At 63.8% G+C, this 24,792-nt stretch carries 22 protein-coding genes; 3 read left to right on the top strand and 19 right to left on the bottom strand.

From position 1 onward, the window contains the following. Positions 1 to 2: 2 nt before the first annotated feature. Positions 3 to 884 (top strand): DMT family transporter, encoded by an 882-nt coding sequence (locus tag AZF01_RS06765; RefSeq protein WP_024709185.1) that lies wholly within the window; start codon positions 3 to 5, stop codon positions 882 to 884. A gap of 55 nt (positions 885 to 939) precedes the next feature. Here the strand turns inward: AZF01_RS06765 and AZF01_RS06760 are convergent, their stop codons facing one another. Together AZF01_RS06760 and AZF01_RS06755 are read right to left on the bottom strand one after the other, a co-directional pair. Next, positions 940 to 2,151 (bottom strand): acetate/propionate family kinase, encoded by a 1,212-nt coding sequence (locus AZF01_RS06760; protein ID WP_024709184.1) that lies wholly within the window; start codon positions 2,149 to 2,151, stop codon positions 940 to 942. A 70-nt stretch (positions 2,152 to 2,221) separates the two neighbouring features. Beyond that, complete coding sequence (locus AZF01_RS06755; protein WP_024709183.1) at positions 2,222 to 4,621, bottom strand: phosphoketolase; 2,400 nt, start codon at positions 4,619 to 4,621, stop codon at positions 2,222 to 2,224. 437 nt (positions 4,622 to 5,058) lie between these two features. On the opposite strand from AZF01_RS06755, the gene trmFO reads away from it, so the two are divergent. Further along, positions 5,059 to 6,471 carry a methylenetetrahydrofolate--tRNA-(uracil(54)-C(5))-methyltransferase (FADH(2)-oxidizing) TrmFO gene (gene trmFO, locus AZF01_RS06750; RefSeq protein WP_024709182.1) on the top strand — a complete coding sequence of 471 codons (1,413 nt, stop codon included), beginning with the start codon at positions 5,059 to 5,061 and terminating at the stop codon, positions 6,469 to 6,471. Between the two features lie 19 nt (positions 6,472 to 6,490). Here trmFO and AZF01_RS06745 read toward each other — a convergent pair whose 3' ends face one another. The 5 genes from AZF01_RS06745 to yajC form a co-directional block, all read right to left on the bottom strand. Then, entirely contained in the window at positions 6,491 to 6,913 is a 423-nt protein-coding gene (locus AZF01_RS06745; RefSeq protein ID WP_024709181.1) for a hypothetical protein, read from the bottom strand. 124 nt (positions 6,914 to 7,037) lie between these two features. Then, on the bottom strand, positions 7,038 to 7,889 hold the full coding sequence (locus AZF01_RS06740; protein ID WP_024709180.1) for a phytoene/squalene synthase family protein: 852 nt from the start codon (positions 7,887 to 7,889) through the stop codon (positions 7,038 to 7,040). Positions 7,890 to 7,926: 37 nt separating this feature from the next. Further along, positions 7,927 to 8,313, bottom strand: a complete 387-nt coding sequence (locus AZF01_RS06735) for an Mth938-like domain-containing protein (protein WP_024709179.1) — start codon at positions 8,311 to 8,313, stop codon at positions 7,927 to 7,929. 4 nt (positions 8,314 to 8,317) lie between these two features. Beyond that, positions 8,318 to 10,882, bottom strand: coding sequence for a protein translocase subunit SecDF (gene secDF, locus AZF01_RS06730; RefSeq protein ID WP_061449653.1), 2,565 nt, complete (start codon positions 10,880 to 10,882; stop codon positions 8,318 to 8,320). A gap of 168 nt (positions 10,883 to 11,050) precedes the next feature. Next, positions 11,051 to 11,401, bottom strand: coding sequence for a preprotein translocase subunit YajC (gene yajC / locus AZF01_RS06725; protein WP_024709313.1), 351 nt, complete (start codon positions 11,399 to 11,401; stop codon positions 11,051 to 11,053). Positions 11,402 to 11,622: 221 nt separating this feature from the next. Here yajC and AZF01_RS06720 point away from each other — a divergent pair, with 221 nt between their 5' ends. Next, entirely contained in the window at positions 11,623 to 12,492 is an 870-nt protein-coding gene (locus AZF01_RS06720; protein ID WP_024709312.1) for an ATP-binding protein, read from the top strand. 35 nt (positions 12,493 to 12,527) lie between these two features. Here AZF01_RS06720 and AZF01_RS06715 read toward each other — a convergent pair whose 3' ends face one another. The 12 genes from AZF01_RS06715 to AZF01_RS06660 all read right to left on the bottom strand — a co-directional run bounded on the left by AZF01_RS06715 (position 12,528) and on the right by AZF01_RS06660 (position 24,749). After that, positions 12,528 to 14,063, bottom strand: coding sequence for a peptidoglycan DD-metalloendopeptidase family protein (locus tag AZF01_RS06715; protein WP_024709311.1), 1,536 nt, complete (start codon positions 14,061 to 14,063; stop codon positions 12,528 to 12,530). Positions 14,064 to 14,229: 166 nt separating this feature from the next. Then, positions 14,230 to 14,883, bottom strand: coding sequence for a protein-L-isoaspartate(D-aspartate) O-methyltransferase (locus tag AZF01_RS06710; RefSeq protein ID WP_024709310.1), 654 nt, complete (start codon positions 14,881 to 14,883; stop codon positions 14,230 to 14,232). A gap of 16 nt (positions 14,884 to 14,899) precedes the next feature. Beyond that, complete coding sequence (gene surE / locus AZF01_RS06705) at positions 14,900 to 15,655, bottom strand: 5'/3'-nucleotidase SurE (protein WP_024709309.1); 756 nt, start codon at positions 15,653 to 15,655, stop codon at positions 14,900 to 14,902. A gap of 9 nt (positions 15,656 to 15,664) precedes the next feature. After that, positions 15,665 to 16,948, bottom strand: a complete 1,284-nt coding sequence (gene serS, locus AZF01_RS06700) for a serine--tRNA ligase (protein ID WP_024709308.1) — start codon at positions 16,946 to 16,948, stop codon at positions 15,665 to 15,667. A 107-nt stretch (positions 16,949 to 17,055) separates the two neighbouring features. After that, the gene (gene tatC, locus AZF01_RS06695) at positions 17,056 to 17,886 is read right to left on the bottom strand and encodes a twin-arginine translocase subunit TatC (RefSeq protein ID WP_024709307.1); all 831 of its coding nucleotides are present in this window, start codon (positions 17,884 to 17,886) and stop codon (positions 17,056 to 17,058) included. Continuing rightward, entirely contained in the window at positions 17,883 to 18,443 is a 561-nt protein-coding gene (gene tatB, locus AZF01_RS24700) for a Sec-independent protein translocase protein TatB (protein ID WP_024709306.1), read from the bottom strand. The genes tatC and tatB overlap by 4 nt, the downstream gene beginning before the upstream one ends. Before the next feature lie 45 nt (positions 18,444 to 18,488). After that, positions 18,489 to 18,695, bottom strand: a complete 207-nt coding sequence (locus AZF01_RS06685; protein WP_024709305.1) for a twin-arginine translocase TatA/TatE family subunit — start codon at positions 18,693 to 18,695, stop codon at positions 18,489 to 18,491. 42 nt (positions 18,696 to 18,737) lie between these two features. Further along, positions 18,738 to 19,823: an ABC transporter ATP-binding protein gene (locus AZF01_RS06680; protein WP_051424124.1), complete on the bottom strand. Its 1,086-nt coding sequence runs from the start codon at positions 19,821 to 19,823 to the stop codon at positions 18,738 to 18,740. Positions 19,824 to 19,876: 53 nt separating this feature from the next. Further along, the gene (gene scpB / locus AZF01_RS06675; protein WP_024709304.1) at positions 19,877 to 20,587 is read right to left on the bottom strand and encodes an SMC-Scp complex subunit ScpB; all 711 of its coding nucleotides are present in this window, start codon (positions 20,585 to 20,587) and stop codon (positions 19,877 to 19,879) included. Next, entirely contained in the window at positions 20,584 to 21,414 is an 831-nt protein-coding gene (locus tag AZF01_RS06670; protein ID WP_024709303.1) for a ScpA family protein, read from the bottom strand. The genes scpB and AZF01_RS06670 overlap by 4 nt, the downstream gene beginning before the upstream one ends. A gap of 5 nt (positions 21,415 to 21,419) precedes the next feature. Continuing rightward, positions 21,420 to 22,439, bottom strand: a complete 1,020-nt coding sequence (gene nagZ, locus AZF01_RS06665; RefSeq protein WP_024709302.1) for a beta-N-acetylhexosaminidase — start codon at positions 22,437 to 22,439, stop codon at positions 21,420 to 21,422. A 90-nt stretch (positions 22,440 to 22,529) separates the two neighbouring features. Next, positions 22,530 to 24,749 carry an SPOR domain-containing protein gene (locus tag AZF01_RS06660; protein WP_024709301.1) on the bottom strand — a complete coding sequence of 740 codons (2,220 nt, stop codon included), beginning with the start codon at positions 24,747 to 24,749 and terminating at the stop codon, positions 22,530 to 22,532. Positions 24,750 to 24,792 lie beyond the last annotated feature (43 nt).

The following is a 24,792-nucleotide window of genomic DNA, read 5'->3' as shown; positions in this document are numbered from 1 at the left end:
CCTTGAGCGCGGAAGAAACGCCGAAGGACGCGAAGAACACGGCCGGCCAGGGCATCGCCTGGCTGATGGCGGACATGACGCTGGTGACCTTCATGAGCGCGCTGGTGAAGGCCAACAGCGTCGCCTATCCGGCCATCCAGCTTGTGTTCATCCGTGCCCTCGTCGGCCTTCTCTTCATCCTGCCGATGGTCGTGAAGAACCGCGCGGCGCTGAAAACGATGCGCTATCCATTGCGCAATGCCTTCCGCGTGACCTGCAATGCCATCGCGCTCACATCGAACTTCCTCGCCTTTGCCATGCTGCCGCTGGTCATGGTCAACGCGCTCGGCTTCACCCGGCCGCTGGTGACCATGGGCCTTGCCGCGCTTCTGCTCGGCGAGCGCGTCGGCCGGCTGCGCTGGCTCGGCGCGGCGATCGCCTTTGGTGGCGCACTGATCATCGTCTCGCCGAATGAGGTCGAACTCAATCCCGGCCTGCTGGCGGTGCTTGCCAGCATTCTCTTCGGCGCCATGGCGACCATCCAGACGCGAAAACTGGCCGAGGAGAGCACGATCGTGATGATGGCTTTCTATACGGTCGGCCTCGTGCTGCTCACGGGCCCGCCGGCCCTCTTCGTCTGGCAGCCCGTGCCGCTTGCCCACTGGCCGGCGCTGGCGCTGATCGGGTTCCTGGCCCAGGCCGGGCAATATTGCTGGCTGAAGGCCTATCAGAAAAGCGATGCAAGCCTTCTGGCGCCCTTCGGCTACCTCTCGGTGTTCTTTTCCGCCGCCGCCGGCTTCTTCTTCTTCGGCGAAGTCCCGCCGCCCCGCATCTTCCTCGGCGTTGCGGTCATCCTGATCGCGCTTCAGGGAACGCGGTTCCTCGAAAGGCGACGCCGGACATGAAAATGCCCGCGCTTGCGCACGGGCATGTCGGTTCGTCGCGAAAAGGACCGAAGGATCAGGCGTAGGACGGTTCCCGCCCCGCCTTCACCGCCTCGCTGACAACGCGCGCGGTCTGGCGGGCAAGAACGATTTCCTCATCGGTCGGAATGACGCGGACTTCCACGCGGCTTTCCGGGCAGGAGATGATTTCCGCATTGGCGTTGTTGGCGTCGTCGTCCAGTTGAACCCCGAGCCAGCCGAGACGGTCGCAGATCATCTTGCGGATGACCGGCGAGTTCTCGCCAATGCCGGCGCTGAAGACCAGCGATTCCATGCCTTCCATGGTGGCGACCATGATCGACAGTTCGCGGCAGGCGCGGAAGACGAACAGATCGATCGCCTTCCTGGCGTTCGGGTCTTTGCTTTCCATCAGCACGCGCAGGTCGCCGGAAATGCCGGAAACGCCAAGCAGACCGGATTTGTAGTAAAGCATGTGCTTGATTTCTGCCGGCGTCAGGTTCTCCGCTTCCATCAGCGTCAGCACCAGGCCGGGATCGACCGTGCCGGAGCGCGTGCCCATCATCAGCCCGCCGAGCGGCGTCAGGCCCATGGTCGTGTCGATGGCCTTGCCGTTGCGCATGGCGCACATCGACGAACCGCTGCCGAGATGGGCAACGACGGTGCGCTTCTTGACCAGATAGTCCGAGATCTCGCGCAGACGATCGGCGATATAGGTGTAGGACAGGCCGTGGAAGCCGAAGCGGCGGTAACCCTTGGCTTCATATTCCAGCGGGATCGGATAGCGCGCCGCGCGCTCGTCGATATTGACGTGGAAGGCGGTGTCGAAGCATGCGACCTGGGGAAGGTCGGGACGGATGCGACGGAAAAGCTTGATCGAGGCGAGGTTGGCCGGCTGGTGCAGCGGCCCCATGGGAATAAGCGTCTCGAGGTAGGAAACGATCTCGTCATCGAGCAGGACCGGATCGGCGAACCGGCCGCCGCCGTGAAGCACGCGATGACCAACGGCCTGCAGCGGGCTGTTTGCGGTGTAGGGCTTGATGACGCCGAAGATGCGCTCGAGCATGTCTTCCTGCATATGTTCCCCGATTTCGAGATCCATATTGCAGATTTCCTTGCCGCCGGCTTCCTTCACAACAAGACGGGGGTTTTCGTTTACGCCGTCAAACTGACCGCGCAGGACAAGAGAAAAATGATCACCCTCGACTTCGTAAAGACGGAATTTGAGGCTGGATGATCCGGCATTCAATGCCAGTACTGTGCCATTCATAATCGCTATCCAGAAATGGTGAGCGCACCGCCCTGGGAGGAGGCGGTGCGCGAGGCTTCAGAAAATTGGATCAGCCCTTGGGATAAGGCCATTTCCAATCGAGAATCTCCGGCATGTCTTGACCATGCTCGCGGACATAATCGTGGTGTTTGGCGCGCATTTCCTTGAGATAGTTCAATGCGGCCGCGCCTCTTTCGCCAAATCCGCCTGCACGTTCGATCGCGTCCATGGCCAGATGGTAGCGGTCGAGGCGGTTCTGGACAACCATGTCGAACGGCGTCGTCGTCGTTCCCTCTTCAACATAGCCACGAACGTGGATGTTGTTGTGGTTGTGACGGCGGTAGGCCAGGCGGTGAATGAGCCAGGGATAGCCGTGATAGGCGAAGATGACCGGCTTGTTCTCGGTAAAGAGCGCATCGAAGTCCGCGTCGCGGATGCCGTGCGGGTGCTCTTCCTTCGGCTGCAGGGCCATGAGGTCGACGACGTTGACGACCTTGACCTTCATTTCCGGCAGCTTCTGGCGGAGAATGTCGACGGCGGCCATCATTTCCAGCGTCGGGACGTCGCCGGCCGCAGCCATGACGACATCGGGCTCTTCGCCTTCCGGAACGTTGCTTGCCCACTTCCATTCGCCGAGACCGGTGTCGCAATGCACGATGGCTTCCTCGATCGACAACCATTGCGGCTGCGGCTGCTTGCCGGCAACGATCACGTTGACGCGGTTATAGGTGCGCAGGATGTGGTCACCGACAACCAGAAGCGTGTTGGCATCCGGCGGGAAATAGGTGCGGACGACGTCGGCCTTCTTGTTGACGACGTGGTCGATGAAGCCCGGATCCTGGTGGCTGAAGCCGTTGTGGTCCTGACGCCATACATGCGAGGTCAGAAGGTAGTTCAGCGACGAGATCGGCTTGCGCCATGCCATATGCTGGGTGGTCTTCAGCCACTTCGCATGCTGGTTGAACATCGAGTCGATGATGTGGATGAAGGCTTCGTAGCACGAGAACAGACCGTGGCGGCCCGTCAGCAGGTAGCCTTCCAGCCAGCCCTGGCACAGATGTTCGCTCAGGACTTCCATCACGCGGCCGTCGCGGGCAACGCCTTCGTCATACTCAAGGATGTCGGCCATCCAGACGCGGTCGGTGACTTCGAAAACGTCCTGCAGGCGGTTCGAGGCGGTTTCGTCGGGGCCCATCAGGCGGAAGTTGCGTTCCTCGGCGTTGAGCTTCATGACTTCGCGCAGCAACATGCCGAGACGCTTGGTTGCCGAGGTCATCACGGCGCCCGGCTGCGTCACGTCCACCGCGAGTTCGCGGAAGTCGGGCATCTTCAGTTCCTTGCGCAGGACGCCGCCATTGGTGTGCGGGTTGGCGCTCATGCGCAGATCGCCTTCGGGCGCCAGCGCCTTCAGCTCGGGGACCAGCCTGCCGTTTTCGTCAAACAGCCTGTCCGGGCCGTAGCTCTTCAACCAGTCTTCGAGCTGGCTGCGGTGATCGGCGTTCTGGCGGGCTTCCGAGATCGGCACCTGGTGCGAGCGCCAGAAATCCTCGACCTTCTTGTTGTCGACGAATTTCGGGCCGGTCCAGCCCTTGGGGCTCCTGAGGATGATCATCGGCCAGCGCGGCATTTCGTAGACCGTGCCTTCGGCGCGGGCTTCCGACTGGATCTCGCGGATGCGGGCGTAGCACTCTTCCATGACCTCGGCCATGCGCTGATGCATGTATTCCGGGTCGTCGCCTTCCACGTAGAAGGGTTCGTAGCCATACCCCTGGAAGAGGTCGGTCAGGTCCTTCTTGCTCATCCGGGCCATCAGGGTCGGATTGGCGATCTTGTAGCCGTTGAGGTGCAGGATCGGCAGAACCGCGCCGTCATTGATCGGGTTCAGGAACTTGTTCGAATGCCACGACGCGGCAAGCGGGCCGGTTTCGGCTTCACCGTCGCCGACGACGCAGGCAACGATCAGGTCGGGATTGTCGTAGGCCGCGCCGAATGCGTGGACCAGGGCGTAACCCAGCTCGCCGCCTTCATGGATCGATCCGGGCGTTTCGGGAGCGACGTGGCTCGGAATGCCGCCGGGGAACGAGAACTGCTTGAACAGCTTGCGCATGCCTTCCGTGTCTTCCGTGATCTCCGGATAGACTTCGGTATAGGTGCCGTCGAGATAGGCATTGGCGACCAGACCGGGGCCGCCGTGACCGGGACCGCAGATATAGATCGTGCTGGCATCGTATTTCTTGATGACGCGGTTCAGGTGAACATAGATGAAGTTCAGCCCGGGCGTCGTGCCCCAGTGGCCGAGCAGGCGCGGCTTGACGTCTTCTTCGGCGAGCGGCTCCTTCAGCAGGGGGTTGCCCATCAGATAGATCTGACCAACCGACAGGTAATTGGCCGCCTGCCAGTATCTATTCATCAGATCCAGTTCTTCGGGCGCCAGAATATTCCGGGCTCCATCAGGCGTGATCTGTTCCATGTCGATTCCCCTTTTCGAAATCAAATTGGCGTTTAAATCGATTTGCTATATCCCTCAGACCGGTTTGAGATCACATGACCTAAATCAACCGAAGCGCGGCGGCAGAGATTTTCCGGCTCTCTAACCGAGGGATTTTGCATCGCTGGCGAGGCGCCGGCGGCGCTTCGCACTCAACGACATAGCAGTTGTTTCAGCGCTTTCAACGACTTGACGTTTGCAAACTTTGCTGCAGCAATCATATAACGTCAACCGTGACAGACTTTTGGCGGACGCAGAATATTTTCAGAAATTCGTTTCGCTGCACAAATCGGCCATTGCCCCTCGACGGCGCGTCGCCGATCTGGCATTGGCAGAGCCAAGTTCACCGGCCGCTCCGGTGCCCAGATTAAACTGAAACACGCCGGCGGAAAGCGCCGGCCAACCTTGCGGTTTGAACGATGCCCGACCCCAGCATATCACCGAACCCCATCCACGTCATCGGCGGCGGTCTTGCCGGCTCCGAAGCGGCATGGCAGATCGCCAGTCGCGGCATTCCGGTGATCCTGCACGAGATGCGCGGCGTGCGCGAGACGGCGGCCCACAAGACCGACGGGCTCGCCGAACTGGTCTGTTCCAATTCCTTTCGCTCCGATGATGCGACCAGCAATGCCGTCGGCGTCATCCACGCCGAAATGCGCATGGCGAACTCGCTGATCATGGCCTGCGCGGATGCGCACCAGGTGCCGGCCGGCGGCGCGCTGGCGGTCGACCGCGACGGTTTTTCAAACGCCGTCACCGAAAAGCTCGCCGCCCATCCGTTGATTACGATCGTGCGCGAGGAAATGACGGCTCTGCCGCCGGAGGAGTGGGATCAGACGATCATCGCGACCGGGCCGCTGACCGCCCCTGCCCTTGCCGAGGCGATCAGCGCGAAGACCGGAAAGGAGGCTCTCGCCTTCTTCGATGCCATCGCGCCGATCGTCTACCGCGACACGGTCGACATGGATATCTGCTGGTACCAGTCCCGCTACGACAAGGTCGGGCCCGGCGGCACGGGCAAGGACTACATCAACTGCCCGATGAACGAGGCGGAGTACAACGCCTTCATCGACGCGCTGGTTGCCGGCGACAAGACCGACTTCAAGGAATGGGAGGGCACGCCCTATTTCGACGGCTGCCTGCCGATCGAGGTCATGGCCGAGCGCGGCCGCGAGACGCTGCGCCACGGCCCGATGAAGCCCATGGGCCTCACCAATGCCCACAAGCCCGATGAAAAGCCCTATGCGGTCGTCCAGCTGCGCCAGGACAACGCGCTCGGCACGCTCTACAACATGGTCGGCTTCCAGACCAAGCTGCGCTATGGCGCGCAGAAGGACGTCCTGAAGATGATTCCGGGCCTTCAGGAGGCCGAATTCGCCCGCCTCGGCGGCCTGCACCGCAACACCTATCTGAACGCGCCGACGCTGCTCGATCGAACGCTGGCGCTGAAGGGCCGTCCGGGCCTCCGCTTTGCCGGCCAGATCACCGGCTGCGAGGGGTATGTGGAAAGCGCCGGCATCGGGCTTCTGGCCGGGCGATTCGCGGCCGCCGAACGTCTGGGTCGCGAACCCGTCGCCCCGCCGCCGGAAACGGCGCTGGGCGCGCTGCTCGGCCATGTCACCGGCGGCCATATCTCGCACGAGGAAGAAGGCGGCAAACGCTCCTTCCAGCCGATGAACATCAATTTCGGCCTGTTCCCCGAGCTTGAGCCCGGCGCGCTGATCGATCCGGAAACGGGAAAGCGCCCGCGCGGCAAGGCCAAGTCATCGGTGAAGAAACAGCTCGTCGCCAAACGGGCGCTGGAGGCGTGCAAGGCTTGGGTGGACGCCTGACGGGACTTTCCCGGGGAGGTCAGCGGGCGTTCAGCATCCAGGTCGAGACGTCCGCGGCGTCCTGTTCGCTCAGGAAATGGTAATTGCCGCTGAAGAAATCGCTCTCGGGGAAATCGACCTGAAGGCCGTTGGCTTCGGGCAAGGCGCGCAGGCGATACTCGCTCTGCCGGACGATGATCGCCTGCCCCTTGCCGCGCCGCGAGCGGTACATGCCGACCTTGCCGTCGGCAAGCCTCAGGAAAAAGGTTTCCAGCTCGGTATCGCCGATGACGGAAGCGACCCGTTCGTCGGGATAGCTGCGGTTGAATTCGCGGCGCGCCCAGCCATGGGCTTCCTCAACCGTGAACCCGCCGTCTGATTTCTGCACTTTCGCCCGGCCGAAGAAATAGTACGCAACAATGGCGGCGACCACGGCAACGAGAAGCCATACCCAAGTTTCCATTCGCCAGCATCCTCCTGTTGCGACATTTGAGGCTCGATGTCCCGCAGAAATGCGCCTGATGGGAAAATCCGCGGGATCGGTCGAAAGCGATCCGCGAGCCTGCGCCAGAGCTTCAAGATAGCCTTTAAAACTTACGAAACAGCAAAGCGCGCATCATCACAAGCTGCCTCTTCCACTGCGAAGGCCGCACCGTGTGTTCCAGCGCACTTTCTCCCAAAGCCTCGGCCTTTACAAGAATGTTCTCCGAGGCTGACATAGGAAGATAGGCCGGCGCAAGCGTTTTCGCGATCCGCCCCTCCGCCCTGAATCTGGAGAGGTGGGAAAGACCGAACGCGGCGAAGGCGCGGATCGCGTTGCCGACCCGCTCGCGATCGCTGGCGATCAGGAAGCTTTCCCGATCAAGACCCGTGGCGGACAGGATTTCGGCGGGCACGAACACCTGACCGGCGGCCCTGTGACGCGGCAGCAACAGGATCGAACCGGCAACGGCCTGCGCCACGCCCGCGTGACCGGCGGCCGTCGCTCCGGCAGCGGCCGCCGTCGGGTCGAGCACGAGGCTCGCGAGCTGAATGAGCGCCGAGGCCGTTTCGCCGGCATAGCCTTCGAAATCCGTCGTCGTGTCCATCGGGTCGTCGTAGAGGTCGAAGATCCGCGCTTCGCACATGCGCGCCAGCGGATCGCGCGGAAGGTTGTAGGTCTCTATCGCCGCAAGAAGCGCTGCAGCCGTCGGGTTTGCCGCCGTCGATCCGTGGTCGGCGCCCTCGAGCAGGTCACGCCAGTATTGCAGCCTGACCTCCCCCGGCAGGGGCTCGCTGACGCGGTCGCGCACCCGGGCCAGTTCGGCATTGAAGAGATAGAGCGCGGCAAGGGCCGGACGCTTGTCTGCGGGGGACAGCAACGCGGCCAGATAGCGGTCGCGATCGGCCTCGCGCAGTTCGGCAAGCAGAAGTCGTTCGGTTTCGGCGTGATCGGTCACGCGCCTTGCTCCAGTGCGTTTGAGACCGTTTGTCGTTTCAAACGGCGATCAGCGCGGCGGCGACCGCGCGCTCTTCTCCGAGCAGAATGTTGTAGGTCCTGACCGCCGCCCCGGTATTCATCGGATCGGCGACGATCTTCTTTTCACGCAGGGCCTCGCGCAGCGGCCTGGGCAGGATCACCATGTCGAGGCCGGTTCCGACCAGCAGGACCTCGATCTCGTCAGCCTGGTCCAGCACCCGCTCGAAGGAAGCGATGTTCATCTCCTCGGGCGCGCTCACGTCCCAGCCATGGATGCCGGACGGCACGCACAGCAGCGAGCCGCGATGCGACATGTCGGCAAAGCGGAAGCCGCCATTGCCATAGGTGTCGATCGGCGCCTTGCCCGGAAAATGCGCCTCGCGAATCTCGATACCACGCGCCATCGGCTCAGATCCCCGTCACGGTTCCCTGTTCCTCGGGCGCGCCTTTTTCCTCGTCCTTCTTCTGGAAAGTGTCCGGGCGGAGCTTGAAGGCGATCAGGATCGGCGCCGCGATATAGATCGACGAATAGGTGCCGATCGCCACCCCGAACAGCATCGCGAAGGTGAAGGAACGGATCACCTCGCCGCCGAAAAGATAGAGCGCGGCGAGCGCCAGCATCGTGGTCAGGGCCGTCAGGATGGTGCGCGACAGCGTGTGATTGATCGAGATGTCGAGCAGTTCCGGCAGCGGCATCTTCTGATATCGCCTGAGGTTCTCGCGCACGCGGTCATAGACCACCACCGTATCGTTCAGCGAATAGCCGACGATCGTCAGCACCGCGGCAATACTGGTGAGGTTGAACTCGACCCCCGTCAGCACGAAAATACCGATGGTCAGGAGCACGTCGTGGGCGGTCGCGATGATCGCGCCGACGGCGAACTGCCATTCGAATCGGAACCAGATATACATCAGGATCGCGATCAGAGAGGCGAGAACGCCGATCGTGGCCGAGCGGGACAGTTCGCCGGAGACGACCGGACCGACGACCTCGACGCGGACGAAATCGTAGCTGCTTTCGAGCGAGGAACGGATCTTGGAAATCGCGCTCTGTTCGGCATTGGCGCCGCCATCCTGCGCCGGGACGCGGATCAGCACATCCCTGTCGGAGCCGAATCCCTGGGCCTGCACGGCGCCGATATTGAGGTTGTTCAGGTCGGAGCGGATCTGGCCGATATCGGCGGGGCCGGATTTCGATTCCACCTGCACGACCGAACCGCCGGTAAAATCGATACCGAGATTCATCCCGTGCGTGGCAAAGCCGACAACGGAAGCCACCGTCAGGATCGCCGAGGCGGCGAAGGAAATCCTGCGGAAACTCATGAAAGAGAAGTTGATCCCGTCGAACATGCCGGTGCGGATGCCCTTCGGCAGTTCCTTCGGACGGCGGCGGCGAACCCATTCGGAAATCATGAAGCGCGTCAGGTAGAAGGCGCTGAAGATCGTGGTCAGGATACCGATCGCGAGCGTGACGGCGAAGCCGCGCACCGGACCGGAGCCGAGGAAGAACAGGATCACGGCCGCGATCAGCGTCGTCAGATTGGCGTCGATGATGGTTCCGAAGGCCTTGCGGAAACCCGCATCGACCGACTGGACCACGCTTCGCCCGTTGCGTCGCCGCTCCTCGCGGATGCGTTCATAGATCAGCACGTTGGAATCGACCGCCATGCCGATGGTCAGCACGATGCCGGCAATGCCCGGAAGGGTCAGCGTCGCGCCGATGACGCTCAGGAGCGCGATCAGCATCACGATGTTAAAGAACAGCGCGATATTCGCGACCAGGCCGAACATGCCGTAGAAGACGACCATGAAGATGACAACAAGGCCCGCGCCGATGACGGAGGCGAGAACGCCCGCGCGGATCGAATCGGCGCCGAGGCTCGGGCCGACCGTGCGTTCCTCGACCACTGTCAGCGTCGCCGGCAGTGCGCCGGCGCGCAGCAGCACGGCAAGATCATTCGCGCCCTGCACCGTGAAATTGCCGGAAATCTGACCGGACCCGCCGAGGATCGGCTCGTTGATCACCGGCGCGGACACGATCTGGCTATCGAGCACGATGGCGAAGGGACGGCCGACATTCTGCTGCGTCGCCTGCGCAAAGCGCTGGGCGCCGCGCGAATCGAAGCGGAAATTGACGACCGGTTCGTTGGTCCGCTGGTCGAAGGCCGCCTTGGCATCGACAAGGTCTTCACCGGAAATCAGCGCGCGCTTTTCAATCACGTAAGGCACCGGCGGATCGTCCATCGAGTAAAGCACTTCATCGCCTGCCGGCGGACGGCCCTCGATGGCGTCCTGCACATTCACCGATGTATCGACCATGTGGAAGGTCAGTTTCGCGGTCTGGTTCAACAGCGACTTGAGGCGCTGCGGGTCATCGAGACCGGGCACCTGGACGATGATGCGGTCGTCGCCCTGGCGCTGGATCAGAGGTTCGGTGGTGCCGAGCTCGTCGACGCGGCGGCGGATGACCTCGATCGACTGCTGCACGGCGGAGCGCATGCGGTAGTCGATCCCCTGTTCGGTGAGCGCAAGCCGGATCAGCCCGTTGCCGTCGTCATCGATGGTCACTTCCTGGAAAGTGCCGCCGTTCAGCGTGCCGGCGTTCACGTATTCGGCGAGCGGCTGCAGCGCCTCTTCGGCCGTCACATACTGGTCGGGATCGGTGATGCGCACCTGCGCCGTCTCGCCCGAGCCCGAGAGGCCGGTATAGCGTACCTGCGCCTCGCGCAGATCGGCGCGGACATCGTCGACCAGCGTGTTCATGCGATCGGTGACGATGTCGCTGCGGTCAACCTGCAGCATGATGTAGGAACCGCCCTGAAGGTCGAGACCCAGCGTGACCCTGCTGTCCGGCATCCATCCCGGAAGCTTCGCCAGTTGCTGGTTGCTGAGGAGGTTCGGCGTGGCAATGACCACTCCGAGCGCCACGACAAGCCAGATGAATAGGGTCTTCCAACGGGAAAAATACAGCATGGAGGTCTCGGTTCGTCGGTTTACACGAAGCAGACGACGCCTTTCGGCATCGTCCTTTCTATTCTCGGCCGGCCGGCCGGGACAGTTCGGCCCCGGTTCGAGCTGTGGCAAAGCGATACCGGCCCAATGTCGCTTTTTGTGGGCGACACCGGGCCGGGTTCATGCTCGTCAGCTTTTCGGCTTGGCATCCTCGGTTTTCACCGGCTCGCCCTTCACGCGCACGTCGGACACATAGCTGCGCATGATCCGGACCCGCACGCCTTCGGCAATCTCGACTTCGAGTTCGCTGTCGTCGACCACCTTGGTAACCTTGCCGACGATGCCGCCGCCCGTCACCACCTGATCGCCGCGCCGGATCGCGGCCAGCGTTTCCTGTCGTTTCTTTGCCTGGCGACGCTGCGGGCGAATGAGCAGGAAATACCAGATCGCCATCAACGGCACGAACAGGAAGATCATTTCGAGACCCGATCCCATCGCGCCTGCGCCGCCCGCTGCCTGGGCGTAAGCCGTGCTAAACATGTTGTCTAAAACTCCTCAGACCATGAACGGGGCTCATGCCCCTTGGATGTGTCGCCGGTATATAGTCGGAGGCCAGTTCAATGCAACAACAGCCGTAAAAACAAGCGTGGTTTTTGGGGGGAAGCGATCATTTTGCCGTCATTTCGACCTTGCAAGCCCGGCAAAAACCGAAAAGCTGTGCGCCTTATCGCCTTTCTTTTCAATGTCACGGGAGTGCAGACTTGGACAAGACATCCGAAAGCGCGCTGATCGCCGAAGTCAGACGCCTGGCCGACGCGCTGGAGCGCATGGGCCCGGTGAGGCCGCGGGAAAATGACCTCGACGCCGCCGACTGTTTCGTCTGGAAGCCGGAGGAGCGCTATCTCTCGCCCGTGGTAGCCCCCAGTCGCGTTCCCCTTGCCCTGATCCGGGGCGTCGACCATGTGCGCGACATCCTGCACGAGAACACGCTGCGGTTCGCCGAGGGTTTTCCGGCCAACAACGCGCTCCTGTGGGGCGCGCGCGGCATGGGGAAATCCTCGCTGGTGAAAGCGATCCACGCCGAGATCGCCCGCAAGCCTGCAATGAAGCTGAAACTGGTGGAGCTCTACCGGGAGGATATCGGTTCGCTCGGCGCGCTTCTCGACATTCTCAAGACGTCGCAGTACCGGTTCCTGCTGTTCACCGACGACCTGTCCTTCGATCATGATGACGCGGCCTACAAATCGCTGAAGGCGGCGCTTGACGGCGGCGTGGAGGGGCGGCCGGAAAATGTGCTGCTCTATGCCACCTCCAACCGACGCCACCTGATGCCGCGCGACATGATCGAGAACGAACGGTCGACCGCGATAAACCCGTCGGAGGCAACCGAGGAAAAGGTCTCGCTGTCCGATCGCTTCGGTCTCTGGCTCGGCTTCCACAAATGCAGCCAGGACGACTATCTCGCGATGATCGACGGCTATGCCGCCCATTTCGGGCTTGAAGGCGGGAAAGAAGCGCTGCACGCAGAAGCACTGACCTGGGCAACGACGCGCGGCGGACGTTCGGGCCGCGTCGCCTGGCAGTTCATCCAGGATATCGCCGGCCGCCAGCGCAGGCACCTTGGGGGCTGAGCCGAGGGCGGGCCTGACGGCCTGCCCCAAGACGATCAGCCGTTGAGATAGGGCATCGGGTCGACGGCCTTGGTGTTGTCGCGGACCTCGAAGTGGACCATCGGGCGCGTCGCCTTGCCGGTCATGCCGGAAGTGGCGATGGTCTGGCCGCGCTGGACGCTGTCGCCGCGCTTGACCTTCAGTTCCTCGGCATAGCCGTAGACGGTCACACGGCCGTCATCATGACGGATGAGGATGGCGTTGCCGTAATCGGACAGGCCGTCATCGGCATAGACGACGACGCCGTTCTCGGCGGCCTTGATCGGCGTGCCCTGCGGCACGGAAATGTCGATGCCTTCGGAAAGCTCGTCGCCGTCCGGCTGGCCGAAGCCGACCACGACAGCGCCCTTCACCGGCCAGCGGTATGTGGCGATGCCGGTCCCTTCGGGGACGTCCTCTCCGGCGTCGCTGCGAACGGCGACTTCCTGGACGACAACCTCTTCCTGCTCGACTGCCGGCGGCTGATAGGGTTTGGGATTGCCTGACGCGGCGCTCTTCTGCTGCGTCTGCTGCGGCGCCGGCTTCTGCGCGGTCTCCACCGGCGTCACCGGCTGGGCCGGAGCGGCGGCGCCGGTCGGGATGGCAAGTTTCTGGCCGATGCGGATATTGGACGAGGTCAGACCGTTGGCGGCCTTCAGCGAATCGACCGTGACGCCGTTGGCCTTTGCAATCGTATAGAGGCTGTCGCCGCTCTGGACGGTATAGACGTTGCCGCCTGCAGGCGTGCGCCCGTCACCGTTCTGGCCGGTCGATGCCGAGGACGTCGCGCTTGCGCCGGTTGCGCCGGCGCTCTGTTTTTCGCGGCTGCTCGGCGTGGTCGGCAGCACGGCGACGCGTTGATCGGGCACGTTGGACGGCGTCGGAACGGGGGATGCGGGCGGCAGGCCCTGGGCCTCGGCCGTTGCCTTGGCGGCAGACGACTGGGTGGAGACCAGCGGCACGAGCAGCACCTGGCCGGAACGCACCTGCGAGGCGCTCGTCAGCCCGTTGAGCCGCAGGATATCCTGTTCTGTCGCGCCGTTGCGCGCGGCAAAGGCGGCAAGCGTCTCGTCGGAACGGATCATGACGCGTTTGGTGGCGACATCCTGGGTGCGCGACGGCAGGCTGCTCGGCGCGCCGACGGTGGCCTGCTCGCGGCTGTAGGTCGCGGACGGATTGGCCGGCTGGGTCACGGCCGCGGTCTGGACCGGTTGCGGCGACGGCAGGTTGCCGCTCTGCACGGCAACCGGCGTCGTTGCCATGCGGGCGCCCGAGCCGGCGGTGGTCGCGGTATTGATCGGCTGACGGCTGACGACGGCCGATCCGGAATTCTGGGAGGGAAGCGCCTGGTAGCCGCCGCTTCCGACATTTTCCGGCGGCACCATCTGCCGGTATTGCGGAACGCCGGAGACCGAACCCGTCGTCATCGTATCGGGACTGCTGCCGAGCCGCGCGCTCTGTGAACTGCAGCTCGCGGCCATGATGGCCAGCGCCGAAACGAGCAGAATACGCTGTGTTGCCTTGCCGCCTTCCGGCACACCTGAAATACGCATGAACCGACCCTGTACGCTTGAACTCTTTACTGCACCGTTTTTAACCCTAACAGAGTTACCGTGCGGTTAAGGCGCGGACGACAATGCGAAAAATCGGTTTGAAGAGGGTTCGGGGATACGGCCGGGCGACGTCTGCGAGGGGCAGAAACACCCTTTCCGGAAGGCTTCAGAACGCTTTCGAAAGGCCGCGCTCGGCGGCAAGATAAGGAACCTCGAACAGGTCCTGGCGCTCGAACCGGCTGCCGATCCGCGTCATGCGCACCATCAGGGGCGGCGCGCCCTCACGCAGCAGCGGCGCCATGATCACCCCGTTGGAAACAAGCTGTTCAACGCGCGCGCGAGGAATTTCCGGCAACGCCACAGTGTAGAGAATGCGGTCGAAGGTCCCCTCGCCGCTCAGGCCCTCGCGCCCGTCGGCCTGCCGCACCACCACACTCTTCAGCGAGAGATCCGTCATGCGCTTGCGGGCAAGGTCGGCGAGCGTGCGGTAGCGCTCGACGCTCAGCACCCGCTCTGCGACCCGCCCCATGATGGCAGCCGTATAGCCGGAACCGGTTCCGACCTCGAGGACGCGCTGGCCGGGCTTGACCTTGAGAATGTCGATCAGGCGGATGGCAAGGTCCGCGCCTTCCATGAAGGCGCCGCATTCGATCGGGATCGAGCGGCCGGAATAGGCATAGGGCGACATGTGCGAGGGCGTGAAGGCGGAGCGCGGCGTGGCCTCGACGGCGGAGAGAAGATCGAGATTGGTGACGCCGCTGGCCCTCAGCCGCATCACCAGGGCCGCAAAACCCTCACGTTCCTGAAGCTTCGTCGCCACCGTCAAACCTCGTCATCTACGCAAGCGCTTCGGCGATCCTGTCGCGAACCGCATGATCGGTCAAGTCGAGCTTCAGCGGCGTCACAGAGACATGATTCTCGCCGACCGCGTTGAGGTCGCTGTCATGGGCAAAGGCGCTGAGCCGCTCGCGGAATGTCAGCCAATAGTAAGGAAGGCCGCGCCCGTCCGTACGTTTCTCCACCGAAAGCCCCGATTCGAGCTTGCCCTGCGCGGTCACCCGCACGCCCTGAACCTCGTCCGGCGCACAGCAGGGAAAGTTGACGTTGAAGAACGTGCCTTCCGGCAGTTCCAGCGGCAACAGCTTGCGGATGAGCGGCAGGGCGTGGCGCTCGGCCACCTCCCAGGGAAAATGGCGGCCGTTGTCGTAACGCCCGGCCTGGCTGAGCGCGATCGACCGCACGCCCTGGAGCGTGCCCTCGATTGCCGCGGCGATGGTGCCGGAATAGGTGACGTCATCGGCCATGTTGGCGCCGGAATTGATGCCGGAGAGAATGAGATCCGGGGCATCCGGCAGCACTTCGCGCACGGCCATGATCACGCAGTCGGTCGGCGTGCCGCGCAGGGCATATTGCCTTTCGCCCATCTGCCGAAGCCGAAGCGGCTCGGACAGCGTCAGCGAATGGGCAAGCCCGCTCTGGTCGGTTTCCGGCGCAACGGTCCACACGTCGTCGGAAAGTTCCGCCGCGATCTTCTGGAGCACGGCAAGGCCGGGGCCGTGAATGCCGTCGTCATTGGTCAGCAGAATGCGCATGATCGTGCCTCACCCTTCCGCTTCGATCTTCGTCCTGCCGCCCATATAGGGGACGAGGACTTCCGGGATGGTCACCGAACCGTCTTCATTGAGATAGTTCTCGACCACGGCAATCAGCGCGCGGCCGACGGCCACGCCCGAGCCGTTCAGCGTATGGACGAAGCGCGTCGCCTTCTCGTCTTTCGCCCTGTAACGCGCATTCATCCGCCGCGCCTGGAAATCGCCGCAGACCGAGCAGGAGGAGATTTCGCGATAGGTATCCTGTCCGGGCAGCCAGACCTCGATGTCATAGGTCTTGCGCGCGGAAAAGCCCATGTCGCCGGTCGAAAGCGCCACGACGCGGTAATGCAGGCCAAGCGCCTGCAACACGTCTTCGGCTGCCGACGTCATCCGCTCCAGTTCGGCAAGCGAGGTCTCGGCATCGGTGATCGACACCATCTCGCATTTCAAAAACTGGTGCTGGCGCAGCATGCCGCGCGTGTCGCGGCCGGCCGATCCCGCCTCCGAACGAAAGCAGTAGGTGAGCGCGGTATAGCGCAGCGGCAACGTTTCGGCCGGCAGAATGTCGCCGGCGACGAGATTGGTGAGCGGCACTTCCGCCGTCGGGATCATCCAGCGGTCTTCCGACGCCTTGAACAGGTCCTCGGCGAATTTCGGCAGCTGGCCGGTGCCGTAAAGGGCGGCATCGCGCACCAGAAGCGGCGGGCTGACCTCCTGGTAGCCATGCTTTTCGGTGTGCATGTCGATCATGAACTGGCCAAGCGCCCGCTCAAGCCGGGCGAAGGCGCCGGTCAGAACCGTGAAGCGCGACCCCGAAAGCTTTGCCGCGCGCTCGAAATCCATGCCGCCGAGCGCTTCGCCGATTTCGAAATGTTCCTTCGGCGGATGGTTCCATGTCGGTTTCTTGCCCCATGTGCGGATCTCGACATTGGCATCCTCATCCTCGCCGACCGGAACATCGCCAAGGGGTATGTTGGGAATGCCCGACAGGAGTTCTTCGAGTGCAGCGCTTGCCGCGCGCTCCTCTTCCTCGAGCGTCGGCATCGCCGTCTTGATCTCGGCAACCTCGGCCTTCAGTTTCTCGGCAAGCGCGCTGTCCTTCCTGCCCATGGCAGCGCCGATCTCCTTCGAGGCGGCATTGCGGCGGGACTGCATGTCCTGCAGCCGCTGCAGAACGGACCGGCGCTTCTCGTCAAGTCCGACGATTTCTGCCGCAAGCGGTGCGGCACCGCGCGTCGCGAGCGCCTTGTCCAGCGCTTCCGGGTTTTCGCGAATCCATCTGATATCGAGCATCGTTCCTGCTTTCCCATGAAGAAAAAGGGCCGCCGGCGCGTCAGCGTCAGCGGCCCTCTTGTGCCCAACTCATCCCCAAAGCGCAAGCCACGCTTTGCGGATATCGCCTAAGTTTCGTCTTCAGGTTCGGAAGCGACGTTCTCGGTCTCTTCGTCCTTCTCTCGCCTGCGCCGCCGCTCAACCAGCTTGGCGGCATAGATCGCCACCTCGTAGAGCAGCACGGTCGGCAGCGCCAGACCGAGTTGTGACAGCGGATCGGGCGGCGTCAGAACGGCGGCGATGACGAAAGCGATGACGATCGCGAACTTGCGCTGCTTGGCAAGCCATTCCGCGGTGACAAGCCCCGCCCGCGACAAAAGCGTGGTGACCACCGGCAGCTGGAACACCAGCCCGAAGGCCAGCACCAGCGACATGATCAGGCTCAGATATTCCGAAACCTTGGGCAGAAGCGAAATCGCAACCTCGCCGCCTTCCGGCGCCTGCTGCATGCCGAGGAAGAACAGCATGACGACGGGAATGAGGAAGAAATAGACGATCGCGCCGCCGATGATGAACAGGACGGGAGACGCGACAAGGAATGGCAAAAACGCCGAACGCTCGTTCCTGTACAGCCCGGGAGCGACGAAACTGTAGACCTGGAAGGCAATCACCGGAAAGGCCAGCAGAAGGCCGCCGAAGAGTGAAATCTTGATCTGCGTGAAGAAGAATTCCTGCGGCGCCGTGTAGATCAGTTGCATCTTGTCGGGATCGAGGCCGGACCAGATCACCGCCCATTTATAGGGCAGGACGAGAAGGTTGAAGAGATCCTTGGCAAAGGCGAAGCAGAGCAGAAAGCCGGCAAAGAAAGCGGCCAGCGACCATACAAGCCGCTTCCTGAGCTCGATCAGGTGCTCGACAAGCGGCTGCGGCTTGTCGTCGATATCATTTCCGGCGCTCATCGGCCGTTCCTCCGCCCGCCCGAGCGTCCCTTGCTTGATTTCGTCGGCCGCGCAGTTCCCTTGTAGCCGGCGCGGCGGCTCATCAGTCCGTCATCCTGACGCTTCGACACAAGCTCCGTCGCCTGTTCCTCGTCTTTGCGGACGGCCTTCTGGAAAACGTTCTCCGGCGTAAACGCCGGCTGGGAACCAGGCGTCGGATAGGAGGCTTTCGGCAGATCCGGCTTGTCGGCGGTCGTCTTCGGCTTGTTTTCCAGCGATGTCGAAGTCTTCAGGTCCGACTGGATATCGCGCGCCGTCTGGCGCAAGGGATTGACGGCATCACGCAACTGATTGGCGGGATTGAGCTTTCTCACATCCCTGATGGCGGAGGAAACGTCTTCCATATCCGCCTCTTTCAGCGCGTCATCCATCTGCGAACGGAAGTCGGTGGCCATGCGCCGCATCTTGGTCATGGTCTTGCCGAAGGTCCGCAGGACATGCGGAAGCTCCCTCGGGCCGACGACGACGACCAGCACGATCGCCACGACCAGAAGCTCCGTCCAGCCAATATCAAGCATTCACATTCTCCTGCGGACAGCCTTGAAGGGCTGCCCGGCGCCGTGTCAGCCCTGCTTGGTCTTTTCGTCTGCCCTGTGCTCGACGGTCTTGTCATTGTCCGACGGTTTTTCCTCGTCGTCGGAAATGCCCTTCTTGAAGCTCTTGATGCCCTTGGCGACATCGCCCATCAGTTCGGGAATCTTGCCGCGGCCGAACAGCAGGACGACAATCGCGAGAATGATCAGCAATTGCCAGATACCGAGATTACCCATGGCCAATTCTCCTGTTACCACTTTGTCTCAGGTGTAAGGGGTTTACGGTTGTTTTTCAAACATCAAAATCGCTTCATCGGCAACAAACAGAAAAACACGGCTTATACCTTCGGCGAGCATGCCGGCGCCGATGCTCGCTTCCACCACCCGGCCGCCCTCTTCAAGACCGAGAGTCAGATGTTCCGAGGTGCCGAGATAGCGGCGGCTGATCACGCCGGCCGGCACCGCGCCCGGCTGCTCCACCGTGGCCACGCGGATATCGCTGAACCTGACGGCAAGGGTCAGATCCGCATCGCTCACATTTTGCGGAGCGCGGCGCGCGCCGAAGGGGGTTTCGACGATGCCGCTGCGGGCAACGGCGTCAAACCGGTTGATTTCGGAGAAGAAGGACGCGGCGAAAACGCTGCCGGGGTGCAGGAAAAGCTCGCGCGCGCTGCCTGCCTGCACGAGCTCGCCATCCTTCAGCAGCGCGATCTGGTCGGCCATGCCCATCGCCTCCTCAGGATCATGGGTCACGATCACCACCGTCGCGCCGGTCTCGCGCAGAACCGAGAGCGTGTCGGCCCGCACCTGCTCCTTCAGGCGCGAATCAAGGCCGGAGAACGGCTCGTCCATCAACAGCACCGAGGGCTTGGGTGCGACGGCGCGGGCAAGCGCCACGCGCTGCTGCTCGCCGCCCGAAAGCATGTGCGGATACTTGCCCTCGTAGCCGGCAAGCCCGACCCGCGCCAGGGCTTCGGCCGCCGCCGACCGGCGCGCCGGCTTGGACAGATGCGTCAGGCCGAAGGCGACGTTGGCCGCCACCGTCATATGGGGAAAGAGCGCGAAATCCTGGAACATCAGACCAACGCCGCGCTGCTCCGGCGGCAAGAAGGCGGAAGGGCCGGCGACCTCGACGTCATTGATCAGCAACCGCCCGCCGCGCGGCACCTCAAGCCCGGCCGCGATCCTGAGAAGCGTGCTCTTGCCGGAACCGGACGGCCCGAGAAGGCACAGCACCTTGCCGGGAAAGGCCGTCAGCGACACATCGCGAACGACGTCGCGCCCGCCATAGCCATGGCGGATATGCTCAAAGCGCAATCGGGCGGCCGTGCCGCTTGCGCCCAGGTTCAGCGCCTGAAGGTTCATCGTCGCTCCAGAAATCCCGGTACGGCCGGTTCCGGCCGCTATTTTTCTAGAGCTTATTCATCATGTTTGCCGCCCGGTGTCAAAAGGCCGAGATCCTCCAGATCGGCGGCCTCCAGCGGATCCTCGTCATCGGCAAGGTCCTCGTCATCATTGAGGGGCAGCGGAATCTGGAAGCCGGGCGGGATGCGGCCGGAGAGGAGCCCCGCGCCCCGAAGCTCGTCGAGCCCCGGAAGATCGCGGATCTCCTCCAGGCCGAAATGATCAAGAAAGGCGCGCGTCGTGCCCATGGTGACGGGCCGGCCGGGGGTGCGGCGACGCCCGCGAAAGCGCACGAAGCCCGCCTCCATCAGCACGTCCAGCGTGCCCCTGGAGGTCTGGACGCCGCGAATTTCCTCGATCTCGGCACGCGTCACCGGCTGGTGATAGGCAATGATCGACAGGACTTCGAGCGCCGCGCGCGTGAGTTTGCGCGCCTCGCGCTCGCCGCGGTGGATGACGAAGGAAAGATCGGGCGCGGTGCGGAAGGCCCAGTGATCCTCGACGCGCACCAGGTTGACGCCGCGATTGGCATAGGCCTCCTTCAATCCCGCCATCACCGAACGGACATCGATACCGCCCGGAATGCGCTCGGCGATATAGGCCTCGCTGACCGGTTCCGCCGAGGCAAACACCAGCGCCTCTGCGATGCGCGCAGCCTCAAGCAGCAGTTCCGGGCTTGTCGCGGCGATGTCGTCGGATCCGTCGATCTCGTCGTTGTCGCTCATTCGGCGGCCTCCCCCGATGCGGCGCCGGACTGCGGCAATCGGCCGCTGCCGCGCCGCATCAGGATGGGCGAAAACGCTTCCTCCTGCCGCAGGTCGAGCCGCCCCTCGCGCACGAGCTCCAGCGATGCGGCAAAGGTGGAGGCGATCGCCGTGCGCATTTCTTCCGGACGCGTGAGATAGCGCAGCAGGTAGCGGTCAAGCGCCGTCCATTCGCCGATCTCGCCGATCATCTCCTGCAGCCGCTCGCGCGCATCGGTCAGCGACCAGACGAGACGCTTCTCGATGGTCACTTCGCTGACGGCCTGGCGCTGGCGGAGGTTGGCATAGGCGTCGAGAAGCTCGTAGAGCGTCGCCGTATAGGCAGAGCCGGTCTCGTCGGGAATATGCTCCGGCGCGCCGCGCTGAAAAACGTCACGGCCGAGCCGGTTGCGGTTGACGATCTTTTCGGCGGCATCGCGCATCGCCTCGAGCCGCTTCAGCCGGTGGGCGAGCGTTGCCGCCATGTCCTCGCCCGAGGGCTCCGCGTCGCTCGCCCGGCGCGGGATCAAAAGCCGCGACTTGAGATAGGCGAGCCAGGCCGCCATCACCAGATAATCGGCGGCCAGTTCGATGCGGATGCGCCGCGCGCTTTCGATGAACTCGAGATATTGTTCGGCAAGCGCCAGAACGGAGATACGCGCCAGGTCCACCTTCTGCGTGCGGGCGAGATGCAACAGCAGGTCGAGCGGGCCTTCGAAGCCGCCGACATCGATCACCAGCACCGCCTCGCCCGCGGCGCGAACCTCGACGGTTCCGTTGGGGTCTTCCGGGAAGAAATCGTCCTGCACGCGCCTTACCCCCTCCCCGCAAGCACATCATCGAACCGGCGCGCCAATGCCGCAAGATCGCTGTCATCGGCCTCGGGCGGTTCGCCAAGCGCGTGTCCGGCCCGCGCCAGCGCCGCGCCTGCAAGCAGCGGCGCCTCGTCGGCAACGGCACGCATCTCGGCCATATCGCCATTGCAATGCAGGACGATGTCGACGCCGGCGGCGGCAACCGCGCGCGCCCGCGTGGCGATGTCGCCGGAAAGCGCATTCATCGAGATATCGTCGGAAATGATCAGTCCGTCAAAGCCGATTTCGCCGCGCATGACCTCTTCGACCAGCTTGCGGGATGCCGAGGCCGGGTTGTCCGGATCGACCGCCGCAAACAGGACATGGCAAGTCATCGCCATGGTGATCCCCCGGATCTCTCGAAACGGCCGAAAATCCGTCTCCCGCAACGCCGCAAGCGGGGCATCGACCACCGGCAGGCGCTTGTGCGAGTCGAGCAGGCCGCGCCCGTGGCCCGGCATGTGCTTGATCACCGGCCGCACGCCGCCGGCCTTCAGTCCCTCAGCCTGGGCGGTCGCAAGCGCGATCACCTGGTCCGGATCGCAACCGAACGCCCGGTCGGCGAGGAAGCCGGCGCCCGGTTCCGGCGGAATATCGAGCACCGGGGCGCAATCGCAATCGATGCCGGCGGCAACGAGATCGGCGGCCATCAGACGGCCGCTGAGAAAGGCCGCTTCGCAAGCCGCCGCCCTTGCGGTTTCATAAAGCGCGCCGATCGCGGACGCAGCCGGATAGTCGCGCACCAGCGGCGGCCGGAGACGGCGCACCGTGCCGCCTTCCTGGTCGACAAAGACCGGCGCATGCCAGCCGACGGCATCGCGCATGGCGTCCGTCAGCGCCTTGACCTGGGAAAGGCTCTCGACGTTGCGCCTGAACAGGATGAAGCCCCAGGGCTGAGCGGCGCGGAAGAAATCTCTCTCCTCCGCGCTGAGGCGTGTTCCGCCGCACCCCAGAATCATGGCCTTGCGTGTCTCGGTCATCCGCGAATCATAGTGGTTTCCCGCCAAAGCGCGAAATTTGCCCGCCCGTCATGCACAGCTTTCTTCCGTCGAAAGACGCCTGAGCCGGGCCTACCGGGGCACAAAGCAGCTGCCGCCTGCTGCCTTGAAGCTCTCGCAGAGCGACAGGGCATCCGAAAGGCTGTCGGCAGGAATACGAACCCGGTAATAGGTCCCCCGCTCGGCGATATCGGCTCTGACGATTTCCACCGGACGACGCCCGAGCACCGCAGGATATTGTGCGGCAAGACGCCGGTAGGCCTGCTGCGCCTCCGCTTCCGTCGGCAGCGAAGCGATCTGCATCGCATAGCGCGACGACGGCGCGGCGCTCGTTGCGGGCGCGGCGCCGGTGGCAGGCGCAGCCGTTGCGACCGGCTGGCTCGGGGCGGCAGGCGCGGCTTGCGGTCGCGTGGCCGGCGGACCGCCGGTCGTCGACCGCGGCGTCGGGATCGGAACATTGGCGATGCCGAAATCCCCAACGGGCGCCGCAGGCTCATCCGCCGCTTCGCCTGCCGCGATATCCTGACCGGCGAGACCGGCGGCATCCGGCACATCCGTCGCGCCGTTCAGCACGTCGGCGACGGAAGGCGTATCCGTCTCGCCCGGCGCTGCCGCGCCGGCATCGCTTGCGGTTTTGGGCGGAACGAGGCTTCCCGCATCATCGGGGGAAGCGGTCACGAAACCGCCTGCGCCGCTCACGCTGCCGCCCGTGTCCGTCGCCTCGGGCGCCGCGCGCTCGACAAGCGTCCCGTCGGGACGCACGATGATGGTGCGCACCCGGCGCGGCTCGACAACGCCGCCGCCGGTCTGCCCGGCCGCGTTGTCGGCCACGCTGTCGGCAAGCGGATTGGGCGCAATGTCGTTCACGTCGACCGGCTCCTGGTCGGAGGCGATCAGGCTGCCCTGACGGGGCGCGGCCTCGAGCGCCTGCGAGGCGTCGTTGAAGATCACATTGTCCTGGTTCGGAACGACCTCGCCGCCCGGATCTTCCGGCGCTTCCTTCACGCTCGTATCGTCGGCGGCAATGATGACCGGGCCGCCCTCGCCGGCGCTGCCGAGATAGCGGAGCCCGGCAAAGACCGCCAGCACGGCGATGACGACAAAGGCAAGGCCGAACAGCAGAATACGGCCATAGCCCATGAAGGTCACGGCAAGCCACCCCGGCCGCCGCTCCTGCTCGTCGCTGTCATAATAGCTCTCGTCGGCGATATCCGCATAGGCAGGCTGCGCGCCGGCCGGGCGGTTTTCCGCGAGCAGAAAGCCCTCCTCGAGCGCGCGTTCAATGTCATCGTCATAGACGCGATCGTTCTGCGGGTGCTGAACCTCTTCGCCGGCCGGCTCCGGATCGCGCGCGGGCTCGCTCAGCGGATCGACGAGCGCCGGCTGGCTGGCCAGCATGTCGGCAAGCTCCTCGTCGAGATCAAACTCATAAACGGGCGGCGGCGGCTCGCGAACGGCCTCGGTTTCATCGGCCATACGCGGCAGGTCGAGATCATCAACCGGCCGCGGCATCTCGTCGGTCGGAACGATGGCCGCCGGATCGAACGCATCGTCGCGGCCCGCTTCTCCGGCGCCGGCCTCCTCCAGCGGTTCGGGACCGTCGTTTCCGGGACGGGACACGTCGGCAAGCTCGAGCTCGAGTTCATCGAGATCGAGCGCCAGGTCATTTTCATCCTGTTCGATGGCGGTATCGGTCGTTGCCTCATCGTCCAGGCGATAGGGCGCTGCCCAGTTCCCGCTTCCGGCATGCTCGTCTTCCGGCACGGCGGCGGGTTGTTCGGCGCCATGGGACGGCGCGGCAAACAGCGTATCGGGATGAATGGCCTCTTCTTCCGCAGGCGGAATTCCCTGGTCTTCCACTCCGGAAAGGTCGAGAGAAGCGATCGATTGTCTGAGTTCGTCCTCCAGGAAACCTTCGCCAAGGTTCATCCCGTCATGATCCGGGACATCGGCAATCGGCTCTTCCGTCCACTCTTGCGGTTCGCGGGCGGCTTCCCGCACGGGCGGGTCCAGCGGATGGAAGGATTCGAACACCAGCGGAGGAGCGCGCGGTTCCGGCCTGGGCTCCGGCATTGCGGGCTCTTCCGGCGTGTCGTCAGCCGCCGGGTACTGGCCGGGAAAGGCGTTGAATTCACGCAGCAATTCGTCGGCCAGGTCGTCGGCAGTCTCGGCGGCGCGGGGCCTTTCCGCCTCGCGCGGGGCGATCAGCCGCGCCAGTTCGGCGAACGGATCGTCCGCGTCCGTGTGTGCGGGACCGGCTTTCCCGTGATCCGGCTTGTTGTTATCTGCCATCTTCTTCCACCGATGCTGCCCCGCGCCGCCGAGGGCGCGAGAT

Origin of the sequence: Martelella sp. AD-3 (assembly GCF_001578105.1) — a bacterium.
GTDB lineage: Bacteria > Pseudomonadota > Alphaproteobacteria > Rhizobiales > Rhizobiaceae > Martelella.
This window is presented reverse-complemented; position numbering and strand designations above follow the sequence as displayed.

What these genes read in the sequence shown, in the direction of transcription:
- AZF01_RS06760 (WP_024709184.1), bottom strand. Translation starts at nt 2,151, where the DNA reads ATGAATGGCACAGTACTGGCATTGAATGCCGGATCATCCAGCCTCAAA.
- AZF01_RS06755 (WP_024709183.1), bottom strand. Translation starts at nt 4,621, where the DNA reads ATGGAACAGATCACGCCTGATGGAGCCCGGAATATTCTGGCGCCCGAA.
- trmFO (WP_024709182.1), top strand. Translation starts at nt 5,059, where the DNA reads ATGCCCGACCCCAGCATATCACCGAACCCCATCCACGTCATCGGCGGC.
- AZF01_RS06745 (WP_024709181.1), bottom strand. Translation starts at nt 6,913, where the DNA reads ATGGAAACTTGGGTATGGCTTCTCGTTGCCGTGGTCGCCGCCATTGTT.
- AZF01_RS06735 (WP_024709179.1), bottom strand. Translation starts at nt 8,313, where the DNA reads ATGGCGCGTGGTATCGAGATTCGCGAGGCGCATTTTCCGGGCAAGGCG.
- secDF (WP_061449653.1), bottom strand. Translation starts at nt 10,882, where the DNA reads ATGCTGTATTTTTCCCGTTGGAAGACCCTATTCATCTGGCTTGTCGTG.
- yajC (WP_024709313.1), bottom strand. Translation starts at nt 11,401, where the DNA reads ATGTTTAGCACGGCTTACGCCCAGGCAGCGGGCGGCGCAGGCGCGATG.
- AZF01_RS06715 (WP_024709311.1), bottom strand. Translation starts at nt 14,063, where the DNA reads ATGCGTATTTCAGGTGTGCCGGAAGGCGGCAAGGCAACACAGCGTATT.
- surE (WP_024709309.1), bottom strand. Translation starts at nt 15,655, where the DNA reads ATGCGCATTCTGCTGACCAATGACGACGGCATTCACGGCCCCGGCCTT.
- serS (WP_024709308.1), bottom strand. Translation starts at nt 16,948, where the DNA reads ATGCTCGATATCAGATGGATTCGCGAAAACCCGGAAGCGCTGGACAAG.
- tatC (WP_024709307.1), bottom strand. Translation starts at nt 17,886, where the DNA reads ATGAGCGCCGGAAATGATATCGACGACAAGCCGCAGCCGCTTGTCGAG.
- tatB (WP_024709306.1), bottom strand. Translation starts at nt 18,443, where the DNA reads ATGCTTGATATTGGCTGGACGGAGCTTCTGGTCGTGGCGATCGTGCTG.
- AZF01_RS06685 (WP_024709305.1), bottom strand. Translation starts at nt 18,695, where the DNA reads ATGGGTAATCTCGGTATCTGGCAATTGCTGATCATTCTCGCGATTGTC.
- AZF01_RS06680 (WP_051424124.1), bottom strand. Translation starts at nt 19,823, where the DNA reads ATGAACCTTCAGGCGCTGAACCTGGGCGCAAGCGGCACGGCCGCCCGA.
- scpB (WP_024709304.1), bottom strand. Translation starts at nt 20,587, where the DNA reads ATGAGCGACAACGACGAGATCGACGGATCCGACGACATCGCCGCGACA.
- nagZ (WP_024709302.1), bottom strand. Translation starts at nt 22,439, where the DNA reads ATGACCGAGACACGCAAGGCCATGATTCTGGGGTGCGGCGGAACACGC.
- AZF01_RS06660 (WP_024709301.1), bottom strand. Translation starts at nt 24,749, where the DNA reads ATGGCAGATAACAACAAGCCGGATCACGGGAAAGCCGGTCCCGCACAC.